The organism is Pseudomonas sp. PvP025, assembly GCF_017832155.1.
In the GTDB taxonomy this organism is placed as follows: Bacteria; Pseudomonadota; Gammaproteobacteria; order Pseudomonadales; family Pseudomonadaceae; genus Aquipseudomonas.
In genome coordinates, this window is the sequence record NZ_JAFIBJ010000001.1 from 1,479,291 (window position 1) to 1,495,154 (window position 15,864).

Annotated in this window: 17 protein-coding genes and 1 pseudogene; 14 read left to right on the top strand and 4 right to left on the bottom strand. The window is 60.1% G+C overall.

The annotated features are described in order from the left end of the window. Positions 1-493: 493 nt before the first annotated feature. Complete coding sequence (locus tag JOE32_RS05950; protein ID WP_209982270.1) at positions 494-1,597, top strand: endo-1,4-beta-xylanase; 1,104 nt, start codon at positions 494-496, stop codon at positions 1,595-1,597. Between the two features lie 42 nt (positions 1,598-1,639). On the opposite strand, the pseudogene JOE32_RS05955 reads toward JOE32_RS05950, so the two are convergent. Further along, positions 1,640-1,717, bottom strand: a pseudogene (locus JOE32_RS05955) (NAD(P)-dependent alcohol dehydrogenase); the annotation flags it as partial. A 29-nt stretch (positions 1,718-1,746) separates the two neighbouring features. After that, the gene (locus tag JOE32_RS05960; protein ID WP_209982272.1) at positions 1,747-3,084 is read right to left on the bottom strand and encodes a hypothetical protein; all 1,338 of its coding nucleotides are present in this window, start codon (positions 3,082-3,084) and stop codon (positions 1,747-1,749) included. Positions 3,085-3,371: 287 nt separating this feature from the next. Here JOE32_RS05960 and JOE32_RS05965 point away from each other — a divergent pair, with 287 nt between their 5' ends. From JOE32_RS05965 to JOE32_RS06025, 13 genes are all read left to right on the top strand, one after another. Continuing rightward, positions 3,372-3,716, top strand: coding sequence for a DUF6152 family protein (locus JOE32_RS05965; protein ID WP_231986813.1), 345 nt, complete (start codon positions 3,372-3,374; stop codon positions 3,714-3,716). Positions 3,717-3,780: 64 nt separating this feature from the next. Next, positions 3,781-4,563 carry a hypothetical protein gene (locus JOE32_RS05970; protein WP_209982274.1) on the top strand — a complete coding sequence of 261 codons (783 nt, stop codon included), beginning with the start codon at positions 3,781-3,783 and terminating at the stop codon, positions 4,561-4,563. Between the two features lie 32 nt (positions 4,564-4,595). Then, on the top strand, positions 4,596-6,086 hold the full coding sequence (locus tag JOE32_RS05975) for an alpha/beta hydrolase domain-containing protein (RefSeq protein WP_209982276.1): 1,491 nt from the start codon (positions 4,596-4,598) through the stop codon (positions 6,084-6,086). Between the two features lie 21 nt (positions 6,087-6,107). Then, positions 6,108-6,596 carry a DUF6644 family protein gene (locus JOE32_RS05980; protein WP_209982279.1) on the top strand — a complete coding sequence of 163 codons (489 nt, stop codon included), beginning with the start codon at positions 6,108-6,110 and terminating at the stop codon, positions 6,594-6,596. Positions 6,597-6,628: 32 nt separating this feature from the next. Continuing rightward, entirely contained in the window at positions 6,629-7,117 is a 489-nt protein-coding gene (locus tag JOE32_RS05985) for a DUF6644 family protein (protein WP_209982281.1), read from the top strand. After that, on the top strand, positions 7,117-7,818 hold the full coding sequence (locus JOE32_RS05990) for a hypothetical protein (RefSeq protein ID WP_209982283.1): 702 nt from the start codon (positions 7,117-7,119) through the stop codon (positions 7,816-7,818). The genes JOE32_RS05985 and JOE32_RS05990 overlap by 1 nt, the downstream gene beginning before the upstream one ends. Further along, entirely contained in the window at positions 7,815-8,747 is a 933-nt protein-coding gene (locus JOE32_RS05995) for a zinc ABC transporter substrate-binding protein (RefSeq protein WP_209982285.1), read from the top strand. Before JOE32_RS05990 ends, JOE32_RS05995 begins: the two co-directional genes overlap by 4 nt. Before the next feature lie 23 nt (positions 8,748-8,770). Continuing rightward, on the top strand, positions 8,771-9,451 hold the full coding sequence (locus JOE32_RS06000; RefSeq protein WP_245228984.1) for a metal ABC transporter ATP-binding protein: 681 nt from the start codon (positions 8,771-8,773) through the stop codon (positions 9,449-9,451). Continuing rightward, entirely contained in the window at positions 9,448-10,353 is a 906-nt protein-coding gene (locus tag JOE32_RS06005) for a metal ABC transporter permease (RefSeq protein WP_209982289.1), read from the top strand. The genes JOE32_RS06000 and JOE32_RS06005 overlap by 4 nt, the downstream gene beginning before the upstream one ends. After that, a complete protein-coding gene (locus JOE32_RS06010) occupies positions 10,350-11,345 on the top strand; it encodes a zinc ABC transporter substrate-binding protein (RefSeq protein ID WP_245228987.1) in 996 nt (331 codons plus the stop codon). Before JOE32_RS06005 ends, JOE32_RS06010 begins: the two co-directional genes overlap by 4 nt. 28 nt (positions 11,346-11,373) lie before the next feature. Then, positions 11,374-11,697: a hypothetical protein gene (locus JOE32_RS06015; RefSeq protein WP_209982291.1), complete on the top strand. Its 324-nt coding sequence runs from the start codon at positions 11,374-11,376 to the stop codon at positions 11,695-11,697. Positions 11,698-11,705: 8 nt separating this feature from the next. After that, complete coding sequence (locus JOE32_RS06020) at positions 11,706-12,530, top strand: DUF4198 domain-containing protein (RefSeq protein ID WP_209982293.1); 825 nt, start codon at positions 11,706-11,708, stop codon at positions 12,528-12,530. 81 nt (positions 12,531-12,611) lie between these two features. Further along, positions 12,612-13,868 (top strand): winged helix-turn-helix domain-containing protein, encoded by a 1,257-nt coding sequence (locus tag JOE32_RS06025; protein ID WP_209982295.1) that lies wholly within the window; start codon positions 12,612-12,614, stop codon positions 13,866-13,868. On the opposite strand, the gene JOE32_RS06030 is transcribed toward JOE32_RS06025, so the two are convergent. Next, positions 13,865-14,497: a nitroreductase family protein gene (locus JOE32_RS06030; protein ID WP_209982297.1), complete on the bottom strand. Its 633-nt coding sequence runs from the start codon at positions 14,495-14,497 to the stop codon at positions 13,865-13,867. The two genes, JOE32_RS06025 and JOE32_RS06030, sit on opposite strands and share 4 nt — an antisense overlap. 62 nt (positions 14,498-14,559) lie before the next feature. Continuing rightward, a complete protein-coding gene (locus JOE32_RS06035; RefSeq protein WP_209982298.1) occupies positions 14,560-15,540 on the bottom strand; it encodes a sterol desaturase family protein in 981 nt (326 codons plus the stop codon). Positions 15,541-15,864: the final 324 nt, after the last annotated feature.

Below are 15,864 nucleotides of genomic sequence, written 5' to 3' on the forward strand. Positions count from 1 at the left end.
GGTCTTGAAGATCGCGTGGCAAACATCGGGGTATGAAGAGCGCAACACGAGGCTGGCGAGGACGCGGCAGAGGGGCTTAGTCATGAATGCAAACGCTCTTTTTGTTATTGATGAGCTGTGTTTGCGACTTTTTAACATCGGGGGCCAGAGGGGCTGTAACCATTAAAAGTCATGGGGATATGAGTTCTCCTCATACCCAGCAAAATCCCGCGCGGAACTGGAAGACAAATTGTTCGCCAACCAGCCCTGCATAGTAGACCGCGATTTCGCATTTACCGTGTGCGTCAGGGGGCAAAATTGGGGCAATTTTCAACTCGGCCGACCTTGAATCACTGCGCTAGAGCCCAGTCAAAATGTTTTTCGGCGACCCTGACAGCCTGTAACAAAGCCCCACAAAGCCATTTTTTAACAAAAAGTCATGGGCACCTTCAGTACACTTCCACCTATCCATATCCAATGGAGTTCACGACTCCCACGCTCCGAGCGCCCACGCATGAAGCCATTCAATCGCCGACGCTTCCTCACTACGACGTTGCAGGCCATGGTCCTCGCGCCGCTTTTGCGTGTTCGCCCCGCGCTTGCCGACGACACCTTTCGGCCCTTACGCGCAGTCGCTGCGCAACACGGGCTGTCGTTCGGCTTCGCGGTAGATCCCGCCCTGCTCGATACCAACCCGTCGTATCGGGACGTCGTGGCCCGGCAAGCGGGCATCGTGGTGCCGGAAAACGCGTTGAAATGGGCCCAGGTCCATCCCGCCCCGGACCGCTACACCTTCGCCCCCGTGGACCTTATCCTCGCGTTTGCGCAGGCGAACCATCAGCGCATGCGCGGCCACACACTGTGCTGGCACCGCGCCCTGCCCGACTGGGTCACCCGCACGGTGACACCCGCCAACGCGAAGGAGGTACTGACGCAACACATTGCCGCGGTGGTCGGCCGCTACCGTGGCAGGATTGCCTCCTGGGATGTCGTCAACGAGGCCATTCAAGTTGACGACGGGCAGACAGGCGGGCTGCGCGACGCCTTTTGGTACCGGATGCTCGGTCCCGACTATATCGACCTGGCCTACGGGGCCGCGCACCGTGCCGATCCGGACGCCGCGCTCTGCTACAACGAATACGGACTGGAAAGCGACTCCCCCGCTGGCACGCGCAAGCGCGCCGCCGTGCTTGCCCTCCTGCGAACCCTGAAGCAGCGCGGCGTGCCGGTGCATGCGCTGGGCATTCAGTCCCATTTGCGCGCCGCGGACCCGCATGGCTTCGGCCCCGGGCTCGCCGCGTTCCTGCGGCAAGTGCATGACCTGGGCCTCAGCATCTACATCACCGAACTCGACGTCGACGACAGCCACGTGACGGGCGACGCGAATCAACGCGACGCCATCGTGGCCGGCACCTACAAGCGATACCTGGACCTCGTGCTCGGCACGGGCACGGTATCCGCCGTTTTGACCTGGGGTGTATGGGATACCGCGCACCGCACCGGTGCTACCCCTTCGATGGGACCACTGGCGCAGCGACCGCTGGTGTTCGGTCCGCAGGGCGTGATCAAACCCGCCAGCTGGGTCGTCGAGCATAGCCTGGCATGGCGGGCGAGCTAGGCCTCAGCCCCAATTTTGAAGGACGTGCCCACGCGGCGGGCGAGTGAGATTGCCGATCTGTGCGATACGTCCACCTGCCTTTGTTGCAGCAATCGATTGATTGATGCCGTCACCGCCTGCCCGGGGCCGCGACAGACCTCAATAACGAATCAGAACGTCGCCCACACAATGAACTGCATGTACGTGTTGGTTGATGCGTCGCCGCTCTGCCGGCCGCCGTTGCCCAGCCACTTCTGCGGTTTGTAGAAGCCCACCAGCGGCGAAAGCGTGATGTTATCCGTGACGGCCCAATCCACAAACAGATCGAGCTCCTGCGCAGCGAAATCCAGCTCATGACGGCGGGAAAGCTGGTGGTAGTCGAACGCCATCGCGTTAAGGGTCAATTTCTCGGTCGGTTTAACCGACAGGAGTATGTCGTTGATCTGCATGTTCGAGGTCACGGAACCCGCGTAATTAAGCCCTATTTCCCCCTGGAGCCGTTTGCGATAACCGCCCTGGAACAGGAAGTCCCAGCCTTCGGAGTAGCGCGAATAACGATAGCTGACAGTCGGTTGCCATGGGGTATCGACGAAGGTGTAACCCGCGTCGAAGAACATCGCTCGCTGTGAGCCCGACCGTTTTTCCTGGCGGGCCACCTCAAACGCAAAATCGGCGTTTTCGATCCCGGCATTGCCCTGCCCTCGGATGCTGTAGACGTTCATGCCCTTGCGCTCAAGCCGATCGGCGAAGGCGTATTTCTCGTCCACATCCAGGCCATGCACGTAGGTCGTACCGATCGAACCGATGGGGGTGGTGTAGTCGATAGTGCCCACTGCCAGTTCGGTCTTGGACTGCCCGGCGTTGTCGGATTTCAACCATATCACGCTGCCGTGCAGCCCTTCCTTGCCACCCAGTTTCAGCACCGCCGTGTTGCCAAACGCCAGGCGTTGGCCCAGGTAAAAGGCGCCCCCCCGGTTGAACCGGCCATCACGCACGCCCTCGATGGGGCTGAACGCGTTACCCGCGTCGAAGCCATCGTCGGTGATCAGAAAACCATCCACCGTGACAATCTGGCGCCCGAAAGAGAAATCCACGCCATCCTTGCCCAGGGCGGGTAGCAGGTCACCTGATTTCCAGCCGAGGAACGCGTCTTCCACAGCGGTTCGTCGCTCATCGCCCGCCGTCGTCGCCCCCATGTCTCCGTCACCCCACGACCCGCTGCTGAGCAGGCTGAAGCCGCCATAGACCGAGCCGGCAACCAGCTTATCCGTGGAGCCATTCAGGCCGTATTTGACGTAACCCTCCTGCCAATGCATGCCGCCGGATTTTTTCTGCGGATCGCCCAGGTAGTTATGGGTACTGCCAAACCAGCCAAATGCAGCGCCCAGGTCGGCATTCAAAACGGTTGCTCCGTTGTCTTCGTTGTACAGCGCGTAAGCGTGTGCCTGCGAGCCGACTGCACAGAGTGCAACCAGCGACAGTAACGGCGCGTAGGGGGGAATGCGCATAACGTCTCTCCTGTTTTTATTGTTGTGAGGCGAAACAGGAGTGTTCCGGCTTGGCTCGGCAATGCGGTAACCCAAATCAGCATGTACAAGGGGCAAGATCGCCCATCCGTCGTCGAGCGGTCCCCTCCCGCGCAAAAACGCCTCAGTGCCTTCATTGGTTGCCGTTTTGGGCTAAGGCTTCTGAGTGTGAGCGCCCTATGCTGGGCCCATAAGAACCATAAAAACCCGAGGCACCCGTCATGACCCTTTTGTCACCCTCCCCGCTGTTTCGTCAGGGGCTTTGCCTTTTGACCCTCATCGCCTGCAGTGCATTAGCGCCTGTTGCCAGTGCCCACCATTCCTTTGCGCTGTTCGACCAGACCCAGACGCTCACGATCAAAGGTGTGGTCGAGCGCTTCGCCTGGACCAACCCGCACATCACGATCTATGTCGACGTTCCCGGCCCACCGGCCCAGCGTTTCAAGATCGAGACCGGCAGCGTCAACGCGCTGCAACGCACGGGCTGGACAGCCAATTCGGTCAAGGCTGGCGAAACCGCCGAGGTGTCCTTCAAACCGCTGAAAAACGGTGAGCCGGGCGGGCTGCTGGTGGAGATCAAGATGGGTGACGTGGTGCTCTCGGGCGGCGGCTAAACGCGACACCTCCCGATTGCGACAACAATAGAACTGGGCAAACCAGCAACGCGGAGACACTTCAATGAAACCAGCACGAACCTGCAGCACAGCCATGCTCTTCCTGGGAATGGTCCTCGTGACTGTCGCCGGGATGAGCAGCGCCGCGACAGCGTCAAAACCGCAAACCGACAAGCACAGCGTGGCCACACGGCCCGACATCAGCGGCACCTGGGAAAGAACCCCGGACGACTGGTTCGGCGAGAACCCGGACGACCCGGTACACCCCGGCGGTCCAATGGATCTCAAGGCACCCTACGCCGCCGAATACGTTGAGCTCAAAAAGAAAGAAGCCGTGGCCAACGCCGCCGGAACGCCGATCGCCACCACCAGCTCCAAGTGCCTGCCCGAGGGCATGCCGACCATGATGGCAGCGCTCTTCCCGATCCAGATCATTCGCGACGACAAGCAGGTGATCATCCTCGGCGAGTATCTCCAGCAGGTGCGGCGGATTCTTTTGAACCAGCCCATGCCGCCGACAGATACTCTCGACCCGCTGTACCAGGGCCACTCGCGCGGACACTGGGAGGGCGACACGCTGGTGGTCGAGACGCAACGGGTGCGCACGGACGTACGCTTCTACGACGTCCCCCACGGGTCGGCGATGAAGATCACCGAACGCATCCGGCTGCGCGGGCCGGATCACCTGGAAAACCAGGTCCTGATCGAAGACCCGCAGGTACTCAACACCCCCTATCGCTTTACGTTCGAGTACAAGCGCTCCAACTACGCCATTCAAGAGTACGTGTGCGAGAACAACCAGATCGTGATCGACAGCGAGGGCAAGGCATCTCTGAGCCTTGAGTGAATCCGCCCATCCCCCCCTCTGGAGCGCTACGAATGGAACGCCTGACCCCTATCGGCATCAGCGTTGTGTTGTCGCTGCTTGTCGCGTCGAACACCTTCGCCGACGTGCCGCGCATGCCCACGGCTATCGCGGTGCCGCCTTCCGACAAAGCACCGCTGTCGTCGGCGACACGCCCGGGCACCGAATACAGCGACCTCAATCACTACGGCTACGTCGAGCAGGAGTACTACCTGCAAGGCGTCGCTCCGGCCATTACCGCCGCCGGCAAAACCCTGCTGGAAGCGCCTTACACCACGCGCATTCTGGTGCGCAAACCAGCGGACCCGGCGCGTTTCAATGGCACGGTGGTGATCGAGCCGTTCAGTTGGTTTGGCGAGCGCGGCGCGGGCTGGATCCTGACCCGCGACTATCTGCTGCGGCGCGGCTACGCGTATGTCGGGTACACGCTGAATGTAAACAAACCGGCGGTGGACCCCAAGTTCATCTCCGACACGCCGGCGGCCGAAGCCGAACAGATCGCCCAGTACGGGCGGATCGTGAACTTCGAGTTCATGCGCCGCTTCGACTTTGCACGCTACGCGCCGCTGGGCACCTACTACGACCCGGCACACTTCACACGTGGCGAAGCGCCCGATCCGTTTGCACCCCAATCCCAGGGCATCGGCGCGCAGCTGGCGTTGCTGCTTAAAACCAAGGGAGCACAAAGCCCGCTGGCCGGCCTCGACGTGCAGCGCGTCTATGTGAATAGCTGGGCCGTCACCGCACAGGTCTGGATGGACTATCTCGACCAGGGTCGTCACCAGCAGTGGCGCATGCCCGACGAAACGCCGCTGATCGACGCCTACATGACCGGCCGCATGGCCTACGGAGAAGTGGGCGGCGACGTGCTCAGAGTGCCCCGCCAGATGCCCGAAGGCGTGCCGTTCGTGACGGTGTTCAGCCAGTCCGAACTGATGCACGACGTGATCGAAGGCATCCCCCTGCCCCCGGACACTGACACGCCGCAACTGCGCTACTACGAAGTCACTGGCATGCCCCATCTGCGCCTGGCCGACCTGGGTACGGAGCACACCGAACAGCTCGCTGCCGACATCGGCAAGGGCGACGACCCGCGATGCCGGACGCTGTATGACGAACCGGTTGAAGGGGTGGTCTCGGCGCTGCTCGATGGCATGGACCAATGGGTACGTGACGGCAAACCGATGCCCAACGCACCTCGGGTGGTCCGTGACGGCAAGGCCGCTGCCCGTGCGCCCGCCACCGGCAACCTGCAAGGCGGCGTGCGCCCGCCGTGGATCCAGGTGCCCAGCGCCACCTACCTCACCGATCAAGAGACCGGCTGCGGATTGATCTACGACACCAAGGTGCCTTACTCGAAGGAAGTGCTCGGCCAGCGTTATGGAAACTTCAACCGCTACGCACAGAAATTCGAAGACGCCAAAGCCGTTTCGATCAAGGAAGGCTATTTGCTGCCGGAGGATGCGGCGGGCCTGCGTCCGATCGCAACCCCTCAAGATTTCTAACCCACTGCGGAAGAAAAGCCGATGTCATCTTCACTCATCATTGCCTGGATCTACGCGTCACCGTTGAGCACTGCGATCCGCGACATTCTGTGGGTGATCCCCACCGTGCAGAGCATTCATATCATCGCCATCACCGTGCTCTTCGGCTCGGCACTGATTTCCGACCTTCGCCTGGCGGGCGTGTTCGCCAGCGATGAGCCCTTGCGCGGCGTCGTACGCCGTTACTACCCGTGGATGCGCAATGCGCTGATCGTGCTGCTGTGTACCGGGCTGGTGATGATCATCGCCGAGCCCGACCGGGTGCTCGTCAACTCGACGTTCTGGCTGAAGATGGCCCTGGTGGTGACGGCGTTCAGCATGACCTGGTTGCTGCGCCGCCCGCTGATGCGCCCCGCCGGCCATGCAGGCAGCGACGACGCATCGCGTCCGGTCAAGGCACTTGCGTGGCTGTCGATCGGTTTGTGGTGCGTCGTGATCATTTGCGGTCGCTGGATCGCCTACACGATCTAAGCGTTTTCAACGAAAGCTCTCAGGTATTCGCCATGGATATTCAACCCCTGCTGCAAGCTGTCCAGGACACCCCTGTCGCGACGTTCATCCGCGAGTCAGGCTCGGCTTTTCCGATGCTCGAATCGGTGCATGTGATCGGCATTGCCATCGTCTACGGCACCATCGCCGTGGTGGATTTACGCCTGCTTGGCGTGACCGCCCACCGGCGCGGCGCGCTCAAGCTGATCCAGGATTTACTGCCCTACACCTGGGTCGCGTTCGTGACCTGTGTGATCACCGGCCTACTGATGTTCTGCGCCAATGGCACGACCTATGTGCAAAACACCGCGTTCCTTTTCAAAATGGGCCTGTTGATGCTGGCAGGCATCAACATGGCGGTGTTCCACCTGGGGGCCTTTCGCCGAATCGCCGAATGGGACACCCAACTGCCGCCTCCCCGTCAGGCGCGGGTCGCCGGCTTCAGCTCGTTGCTGTTGTGGGCGGGCGTGGTGTTCCTCGGCCGCTGGATTGCATTTCTCTGATGGCGCGTCCAGCCGCTGCAATCACGCGGGTGCGCCCACGTTCCAGCGGCTGGGAGTCGCTGGCCCTGGGGCTGGCGACCCTGGCCGTCATCGCCAGCGTGGCAGGCTACGTGCTGCTGCGCCCCGAACGCGTTGGCCCGCCCACCCCGTTGAGCTGGCAGGTACGTTCCTTCGATGGCCTGGGCGCGGTCGATCAGGCCATCCACAGCGCATTGCTACCGGCCGGTGAAGAAATCATCTGGAACAACAACGATACCGGCGGCTGGATCACCCTGGAGCGTGCCCAGGAATTGTTGCTGCCGCCCTTCTACCGGGATGCCTTCTGGAAGGCTAATGGTGAAGTGCACTGGCAATTGATTCTGCCCGGCACCCACCTGGCCCATAAGGGCGGCGACGACGATGCCACGGCGGCAGACCAGACCGTCAGCGAGATATCCAAAGCCACCCTGGGCCAGGGCGCGACGGTCTACTACGGCTCAGCCGGCCACGCGCCCGGCCAGAGCGCCTACCTGCTGATCATCGGGCATGCCCATGCCGGTGTGATGTGGGCCAACCAGGCGACGATCTGGGTGCACCGCGACCCAAACGCGCCCTACCCCGCCATCGTCAAACCCGAATCCCTGGTCGGCGAGGGTTGGCGCCAAGTCATCCCGTACGACGGCGCCAGCGAAATCGAACGCGTAAAAGGAACCCAGCCATGACTGTTGCCACGAAACACCGCGCCTTGTGGCGCCGTTGCATCGCGCTGTGGGTGCTGATACCCGCCATCGCGCTCGCCGCCCCGGCCTTGGCCTCGGCGAAGCCACTCAGAATCGGTATCACCCTGCATCCCTATTACAGCTTCGTGGCCAATATCGTGGGTGATCGGGCGCAAGTCATTGCGCTCATCCCGGCAGAGGCCAACCCGCACAATTACCAGCCGCAGCCCGATGACATCACCCGCGCAATGAATATCGATGTGCTGGTGGTCAACGGCATCGGCCACGATGAATGGGCCTTCCAGATCATCAAGGCCGCCGGCCGCACGCAAACGCTGCCGATTATCCAGGCCAATGCGACGGTGGCGCTGATTCCCATCGGCGGCGACCAGGAAGGCGTGAAGGTGGTCAACCCGCACACTTTTGTCTCCACCACGGCGGCGATACAACAGGTGTTCGAGATCGCTCGCCGGCTCGGTGAATTGGACCCGGACAACGCTGCGGCGTATCGAAAAAATGCGCTGGCGTATGCCGGCCGTATCCGCGAGCTGCGCGCAGGCTTCATGACGCGCTTCGCCGCACTGGACCTGTCCAGGTTCCGCTGCGCGACGACTCATGCTGGCTACGACTACATGATGCAGGAGTTCGGCCTGTTCGTAAGCGCCGTGATCGAGCCGCGCCACGGCGTCGCGCCGACGGCACGCCAATTGGCCAACACCATCGAGGCGATCAAGAAAGCCAACGTCAAGGTGCTGTTCGCCGAGAAGAACTTCTCCCTCGACCTGGCCAAACCCATCGAAGCCGCCACCGGCGTGAAGGTGTTCGCCCTGTCCCATATCACCGGTGATACCTACAGCGCGGACGAGTTCGAGGTGGCGATGCGCGAAAACCTCGAAACCCTGGCGCAAGCCGTTGAGTACACCCAGCAATGAACGCGCTGAAGGAGGAATACGCAATGCGCGGCCCCGCCATTGTGTTCGACAACGTCTCCCTGCGACTGGGCGGCACGCAGGTGCTCGATCAGGTGAACCTGCGCATCGAGGCCGGCGCCTTGCACTGCCTGGTAGGCCCCAACGGCGGCGGCAAGACCTCGCTGGTGCGTGCGCTGCTGGGCCAGATGCCGCACTCGGGGACGATCCGATTCGAAGGTGAACTCATCGCGCCCCTGGGGTATGTCCCCCAATTGCCGGACTTCGACCGCAATGTACCGATGACGGTCAACGATCTCATGGCCCTGTTGGGTCAGCGCCGGCCCGCCTTCCTGGGCGCAAGCCGCGCCGCCAGGGCAGCCAATGCCCAGGCCCTGGAACGTACCGGCATGGCGGGGATGGGTAACAAGCCTTTTGGCAGCTTGTCCGGCGGCCAGCGTCAGCGCGTGCTGCTGGCCCAGGCGATCAGCCCGATGCCGTGGCTGCTGATCCTCGATGAACCGACCGCAGGGATCGACGAGGCCGGTGTGCGCCTGGTGGAGGCACTGGTGACTGAACTGAACAACCGTGGGGTGACCATCCTGTGGATCAACCACGACCTCGAACAGGTCAAGCGTATCGCGCAGTCCGTGACCGTTATCAACCAACGGGTGCTGTTTCACGGCCCCGCCGAGCAGATCGACAGCCGACTGGAGGTCATTCGATGAATGCCTTGTATGACTTCATTCGCGACCACCTCCAGGCGCTCGCCGCGAGTCACGTGTTGCCGCAACCCTTCGAATACGAGTTTGTGATCAATGCGTTGATGTGCTCAGTGCTGATCGGTCCGTTGCTGGGGGTGTTGGGCTCGATGGTGATGATCAAACGGATGGCGTTCTTCAGCCAGTCCGTGGGCAATGCGGCGATGACCGGCGTGGCCATTGGCGTGCTGATCGGCGAGTCGTATACCTCGCCCTACTTTTCGATGTTCGGCTTCTGCCTGCTGTTCGCCCTGACGCTCAAGTACACCCAACACCGCACCACCCTGGCCAATGACACGCTGATCGGCGTATTCCTCTCCATCTCGCTGGCGGTCGGTGCCTCATTGCTGCTGTTCGTGTCAGCGAAAATCAACACGCATGTGATGGAGGGTGTGTTGTTCGGCTCGATCCTGGCCGTCGACCACACCGACATGAACGTACTGCTGGGCGTGACACTGATTTGCACGCTGATCGGCCTGCCCCTCTACAACGGCATGTTGCTCTCCAGCCTCAATCCAAGCCTGGCCCATGCGCGCGGCGTAAAGGTGCGCAGCGTCGAGTACCTGTTCGTGGTGCTGGTCACCCTGGTAACGGTCGCCTGCCTGAAGATCATCGGTGCCGTCCTGGTCGAGGCCCTGCTGCTGATACCGGCAGCAGCCGCCCGCAACATCAGCCATTCATTGCCTGGCCTGGTCACATGGGCCGTGCTGATTGCGACCTTTTCCTGCGTGGTTGGCATTCTGGCACCGATGCAGTTCCATATTCCCGTGCCCACGGGCGGCGCCATCGTGATCGTCGCGGCCCTGGTGTTTGCGTTCACAACCATCATCCGCGGCACCGCGCCGCAGTTCAGAGGGGCCAGCGTATGACACGGTTCAACCCATCCATTCGCCCCTGGCTGGTGCTGCTGGCATGGCTGCTGGGCAGCGCGCCGTCAGCCTTCGCGGACGTCAGCCAACAAAAAGTGCTGGTCGCCCTGCCGGCGGTGTATGCACTCACTTCGGCACTCGGCGAAGGCACACACCTCGAGGTCGTACGTGTTCCGCTGGACGCCGCCGTCCCCATGGAAAGCCAGGCCAACGCGCTGTCGTGCCTGGACCCCAGCGTGTTCCAGACGGCCGTCGCCGTGGTCGCCCTGCGCAGCCTGTGGCGCGCTGATCCGCTGTATGCGACGGCGCGGCGCCACACTCTGCGGATCGTCGAAATCGATGCTTCGCATTCATGGGACAACCTCAAGCCCGGTGTGGCCACCACCCGTGTGCCCGCCAATGATGTGCCCTGGGCTGACGTTCGCAACGCCGAAGGCCCCCCGTCGCCCTACGCCTGGCTGGGGCCCGTGAATGCCATGCGCATGTCGGCGCTGATTGCAGCTGACCTGGCGCGGCTGTCCCCGGACGACGCGCCACGGATCGCGCGCAACCTCGCCGCGCTCGACGGCCGCATCCGCCAACTGAAGGCCGACTACGGTGACAGCCTGCTGAAAGTGCCGGACCTGCGCGTCCTGTCGCTGGCCAGCGAGCCGGTCTACCTGCTCGGCGAGTTCGGCGTGTATGTAGACGGTTGGTTCGTACGCCAGGACATCGACTGGACTGACGCCGACCGCGCCGCCCTGACCCGCTACCTTCGCGAGCGTGATATCCGCGTGGTGGTCCACAAATGGGCGCCTGACGCCAGGATTGTACGAGCCATCGAGGACGGCGGCGCACGCCTGCTGATCCTGGATATCGGCAATCCGGGCATGCTCGCCAACAAGGCCAACAGCTACGAGGCGCTGTTGAGTTCCAACCTGGACGCCCTGCTGGCGGCTTTTGCGCCGGCCAGTCCCCCTGCGGCTGCCATTCAAGCAGCGGTCCCGCAGTGATTCATCTCGACCCTAGAGGCTGAACCTTATGAAAGCGCAAATGTTTGCCCACCCGATCCTGCTGACCAGTGCACTGCTGTCCTGCCAGGCCGCCCTGGCCCATGGCCCGGTTTTCGACTGCTATATCGAGCACGACGACTGGGTGAAGTGTGAAGCGGGCTATACCGACGGCAGTTCCGCTGTGGGTCGAAAAATCCATGTTCAGGACACGAGCAACAAGCTGTTGCTTGAAGGCACTGTCGGCAAGGACAACAGCTACACGTTCCAGGCCCCCGCCGGCGCGTACTCCGTTGAGTTTCTCGGCGGTGAAAACCATGGCGCCACCCTTCAGTCCTCCGACATTACACAGTGAAATCGACCATGCCGATCAAACGAAGACTGCTTCAAGCCCTTGCCGCCGCGACCTTCAGTTGCATGACCTGCGCTGCACAAGCTCACTTCCAGATGCTCTACCTCGACGAAACGGCGTTGCAACGTGCAGCCAATCTGGACTTCGCCATAGTGTTCACGCACCCGTTCTCCGGCGGCCCGACGATGAATATGGGTGAACCGCGCGCGTTCAATCTCATCAGCGCCCACGGCGGCGAAAAAACCGACCTGCGCCAATACCTCAAGCCTGTCCAGTGGCAGAGCCGCGACAATCAAGCGGCCGCCTATCGTGCATCGATTCCACGGGAGTTGGTGCGCTCACTGGGCGACCATATTTTCGTGCTTGAACCTGAGCCCTATCTGGAAAAGGAGGAAGACGTTTACATCCAGCAGTTCACCAAGCTCGTCGTCAACGTGGGTGGCGTCCCCGGTAACTGGTCAGAGCCCCAGGGGTTGCCGGTTGAGATCCAACCCCTCAACAAGCCCTACGCAAACTGGACGGGCGGCGTGTTCCGCGCAGTGGTCCTGGCTGACGGCAAGCCCGTTCCGTTCGCCGAGATAGAACTCGAATACATCAACCATTCTGTCGACATCAAAGACAACGCCTTCGGCAAGCAGGACTATGTCAAGGCCCCCCAAGCCTCATTCAAATCCCTGAGTACCTATTCGGACGCCCAGGGTGTGGTGACGATCGGCCTGCCACGTGCCGGCTGGTGGGGCATTGCAGCGCTCAACATCGGTGCGACCAAAACCTATAAAGGCAAACCCCTTTCCCAGGACGCGGTGCTGTGGGTGCAAGTCAGGGATATGAAATAACCTGATCGCCAACGTCATGCTGACCAAGGGCTGAAGAATATTGGCCTGCGTCAATGGCGACGGGCGCCGTGAGGATGTGAAATGGATAAGTTGCAGGACGTTGAAGAGGAGAATCGACTGGCGGCGCACGCTCAAAGAGTTTTAAAGAGTGGTGCGCTCGGTAAATCGCGGCAGATCATTCGTCTTTTCGAGTTTCTGCTCGAGCGATCACTGATGGCGACCCCAACGAAGGAGGTCGAGATTGCACTCGTTGTGTTTGGTCGCCCCACCAACGTGGATCTCGCGGCTGATGCCACGGTTCGAGTGCATATTCATCGGCTGAGAAAAAAACTCGAGGCTGCGCCCGTCGATGAGCGTGGCGAGCGTCTTGTCCTGCCGCGTGGCGAATACCGTCTGGTGGTCGCTGCTCCCGATGAGCAAGACAACCACTCCAACCCTGCGCGCCGACGTTTGCTTGATTGGCGGTATTTTGCCAGCGCGGCGCTTTTCCTTGCGTTCAACGCAATGTGCTGGCTCTGGCTGACCGGGAAACCACCCAATGACGCGCGCGTCGAGAGCATTCTCTGGAGTGGTCTGACGAAAAATACAGCTGAGCTATTGATCGTTTCCGGTGATTTTTACGTATTCGGTGAACAAGGCGCTGATGGCTCCATTCTTCGCATGGTCGCTGATTACACCATTGCTTCCAGCGAGGCTCTCAATAAGTACAAGCAGCAGATGCCTGGGGCCGGCCAGAGGTACGTCGACATGAATGCGCATCACTTGCCGAGTGGGCTCTCATCGGCTCTGGTTTCGGTGACGCCAATCGTGGCCGCAACGAGGCCTGGCAATTCAAGCCTGATCAAGGATGTGACAACATCACGCTTCACCAATGAGATGCTGAGCGATCACGATATTGTCTATGTCGGTTTGCTCGACACCCTCGGCGATCTGCATGAACCGTTCTTCGACCTTTCCGGTTTTTCGCTATCGGCCAGCGGCGATACCCTTGTGGACCGAGCGAGCGGCGATCAATTTCAATCCGATTGGGCCGAGCCATCCACTGAAAGAATCATGCGCCGTGATTACGCCTACCTTGCGAGCTTTCCGGGACCGGCAGGAAATCACATCGTCGTCGTGGCCGGCATTATGGATCCAGCCCTGATAGAAGCGGCGAAGATCGCATCGAACAGTGCCGAACTGAATCGCTTGAAGGCCCAGCTAGGAGATAGCGAGGCCTTCGAAGCACTGTACGAGGTGCGTACGTTTGGTCCGTCGAATCTATCGGCAGAATTACTGATCGCACGCCCGCTTGACGTCAGTCAGATGTGGCGTGCGAGAGACGGGAGTAGGCCCTAGGCAATCTCCACGAACATATGCGCCTTGTCGCGCCGGACTTTTTCGAGTGTTACCAGCCAATCGCTTTCGGTATCCCGGTACCCCAGGGCCAAAAGAACCGAACTGTTCAAGCCCTGTTCGCGAAGCTTCAGAAGCGCGTCCACCGCGCTGTTGTCGAACCCTTCCATGGGCGTGGCATCCACGCCAAGTTCAGCAGCCGCCAGCAGCGCAAATCCCAACGCGATGTAGCATTGTTTGGCGGCGTGAAAATACTGCTGTTCCTTGCTCATGCTGCCTAACGAGTCGAGCAGCGATAACCGGTAATCATCGGTGACACTGGCAGGCAGATTACGTATCGCGTTGCTGTATTCGAAAAAGTCGTTGACCCGCTCAGGCGTATATTCATCCCAGGCAGCAAAAACCAATAAATGGGACGATTGAGTAACTTGCTGTTGGTTGGCGCAGATCGGCTGCAACTGCGCCTTCAACTCAGGGTTAGTGATGATTAACACCTTGAAAGGCTGCATGCCCGAGCTGCTGGGGGCCAGACGTATGGCTTCCAGGATCGGATCGATCTTCTCTTGCGCCACCTTGTCGCCGTTGTAGCTTTTGGTTGCATAGCGCCAATGGAGCGTGTCTTTCAATGCCATGGTGATGTCCTTTAATGGAAATTGAGGTCTTGTCTTTTAGATTGCCAAGCGCTGCGCACCCTTCATGGGTTCGGACTCTCGCCTTCCTTCAAGTGACGCCAGAGGGTCTTGAAAGGATCGATATAGAACCCCTTCAGGGTTTTGTGTGGATTGTTGGCGCCATACTCTTCGTCGTTGCATCCCCAACGCCAGGTTTCACCCTTCTTGGGCAGGTACAGCGTGCCGAACATCCAATCCCAGAGTGTCAGTATGACCGCGTTATTCTTGTCCCAGTGATGGGGCTCCATACTATGGTGCAGGTTGTGCATGACGGGAGCCAAAATGATCCTGTTCAGCCAGCCATAGGAGATCGGCATATGGACGTGCGAAAAAACATCTATCACAAAGAAGGCGATATAGGCCGTTGTGGTGACTGCAGCGATCATGCCCGGATGAATTTGGCTTCCCGTTGCATACAGTACAACCCCGGTGAAGGCCCCGCCAAAAATCGCCGGAATGATATTCAGACCAAAGAACTCGATGGGGTGCTGTCGAAAAAGCGTCCAGGGCGTGAGCGTTTCAGCGGTGTGGTGAGGCTTGTGAAGATGCCAGAGCAGTGCATGGGTATGGCACCAACGGTGTACCCAGTACCCCACGAAGTCCACGCTGAGGAAATAGACCAGGAACTGAATTGAGACCATTAGCCAGGTCGCTGTGATCACGGGCTCCTGGGCGCCGAATTCAACGTTTAAATAAGCACCTGCGTTGTCAGCGATAGCGATGCCATTAATGGCGATGACACCGACAAGGGGAAAACCCAGCATAAGCAGGATAATGCCGTTCCACTTATCGACGCGCGATGAAGCGTGATCGTATTGCTCCCTGGGAAAGGCTGCATTGATTAGAGCGCGTAGGGTCAGGGGACCTTGCCACTTTCGCGAGAAGATGAACATCACCGCAATGACCGTTACGAAAAGAGGAAGCCCAAAGGCCCACAAGCTCATTATTTCAATTGTCGGCTCATAGAATGCGACAATTGATTCCCAGACGTTATGCATTGTCATCGTGAATTCCTCGCCATTTATTGTCTTGTTATTGTTTTGAGGCAATGGATAGCCTCTTGTTTTCTTTACTCTGCGTGAAGGCCCGGTCAGATGGCTTGCGTTAACCGGCTATGGGGATACTGCCTATGACTGGCGGCCATTGAGAAGTTGGGTAACGGTTAATTAACAGTACGCAAAAGGTTATTTTCGGAAAAACATCCGAAAAAACATCATTTAAATCATGGGGATATTTTCAGGGCTCATGCAGGCGGAGTTGCCTTCACGGCATCAGATATGACAGTTACCCGAGTGACGTTCAGGCAGTAACAGGAACGTTCGTCGTTA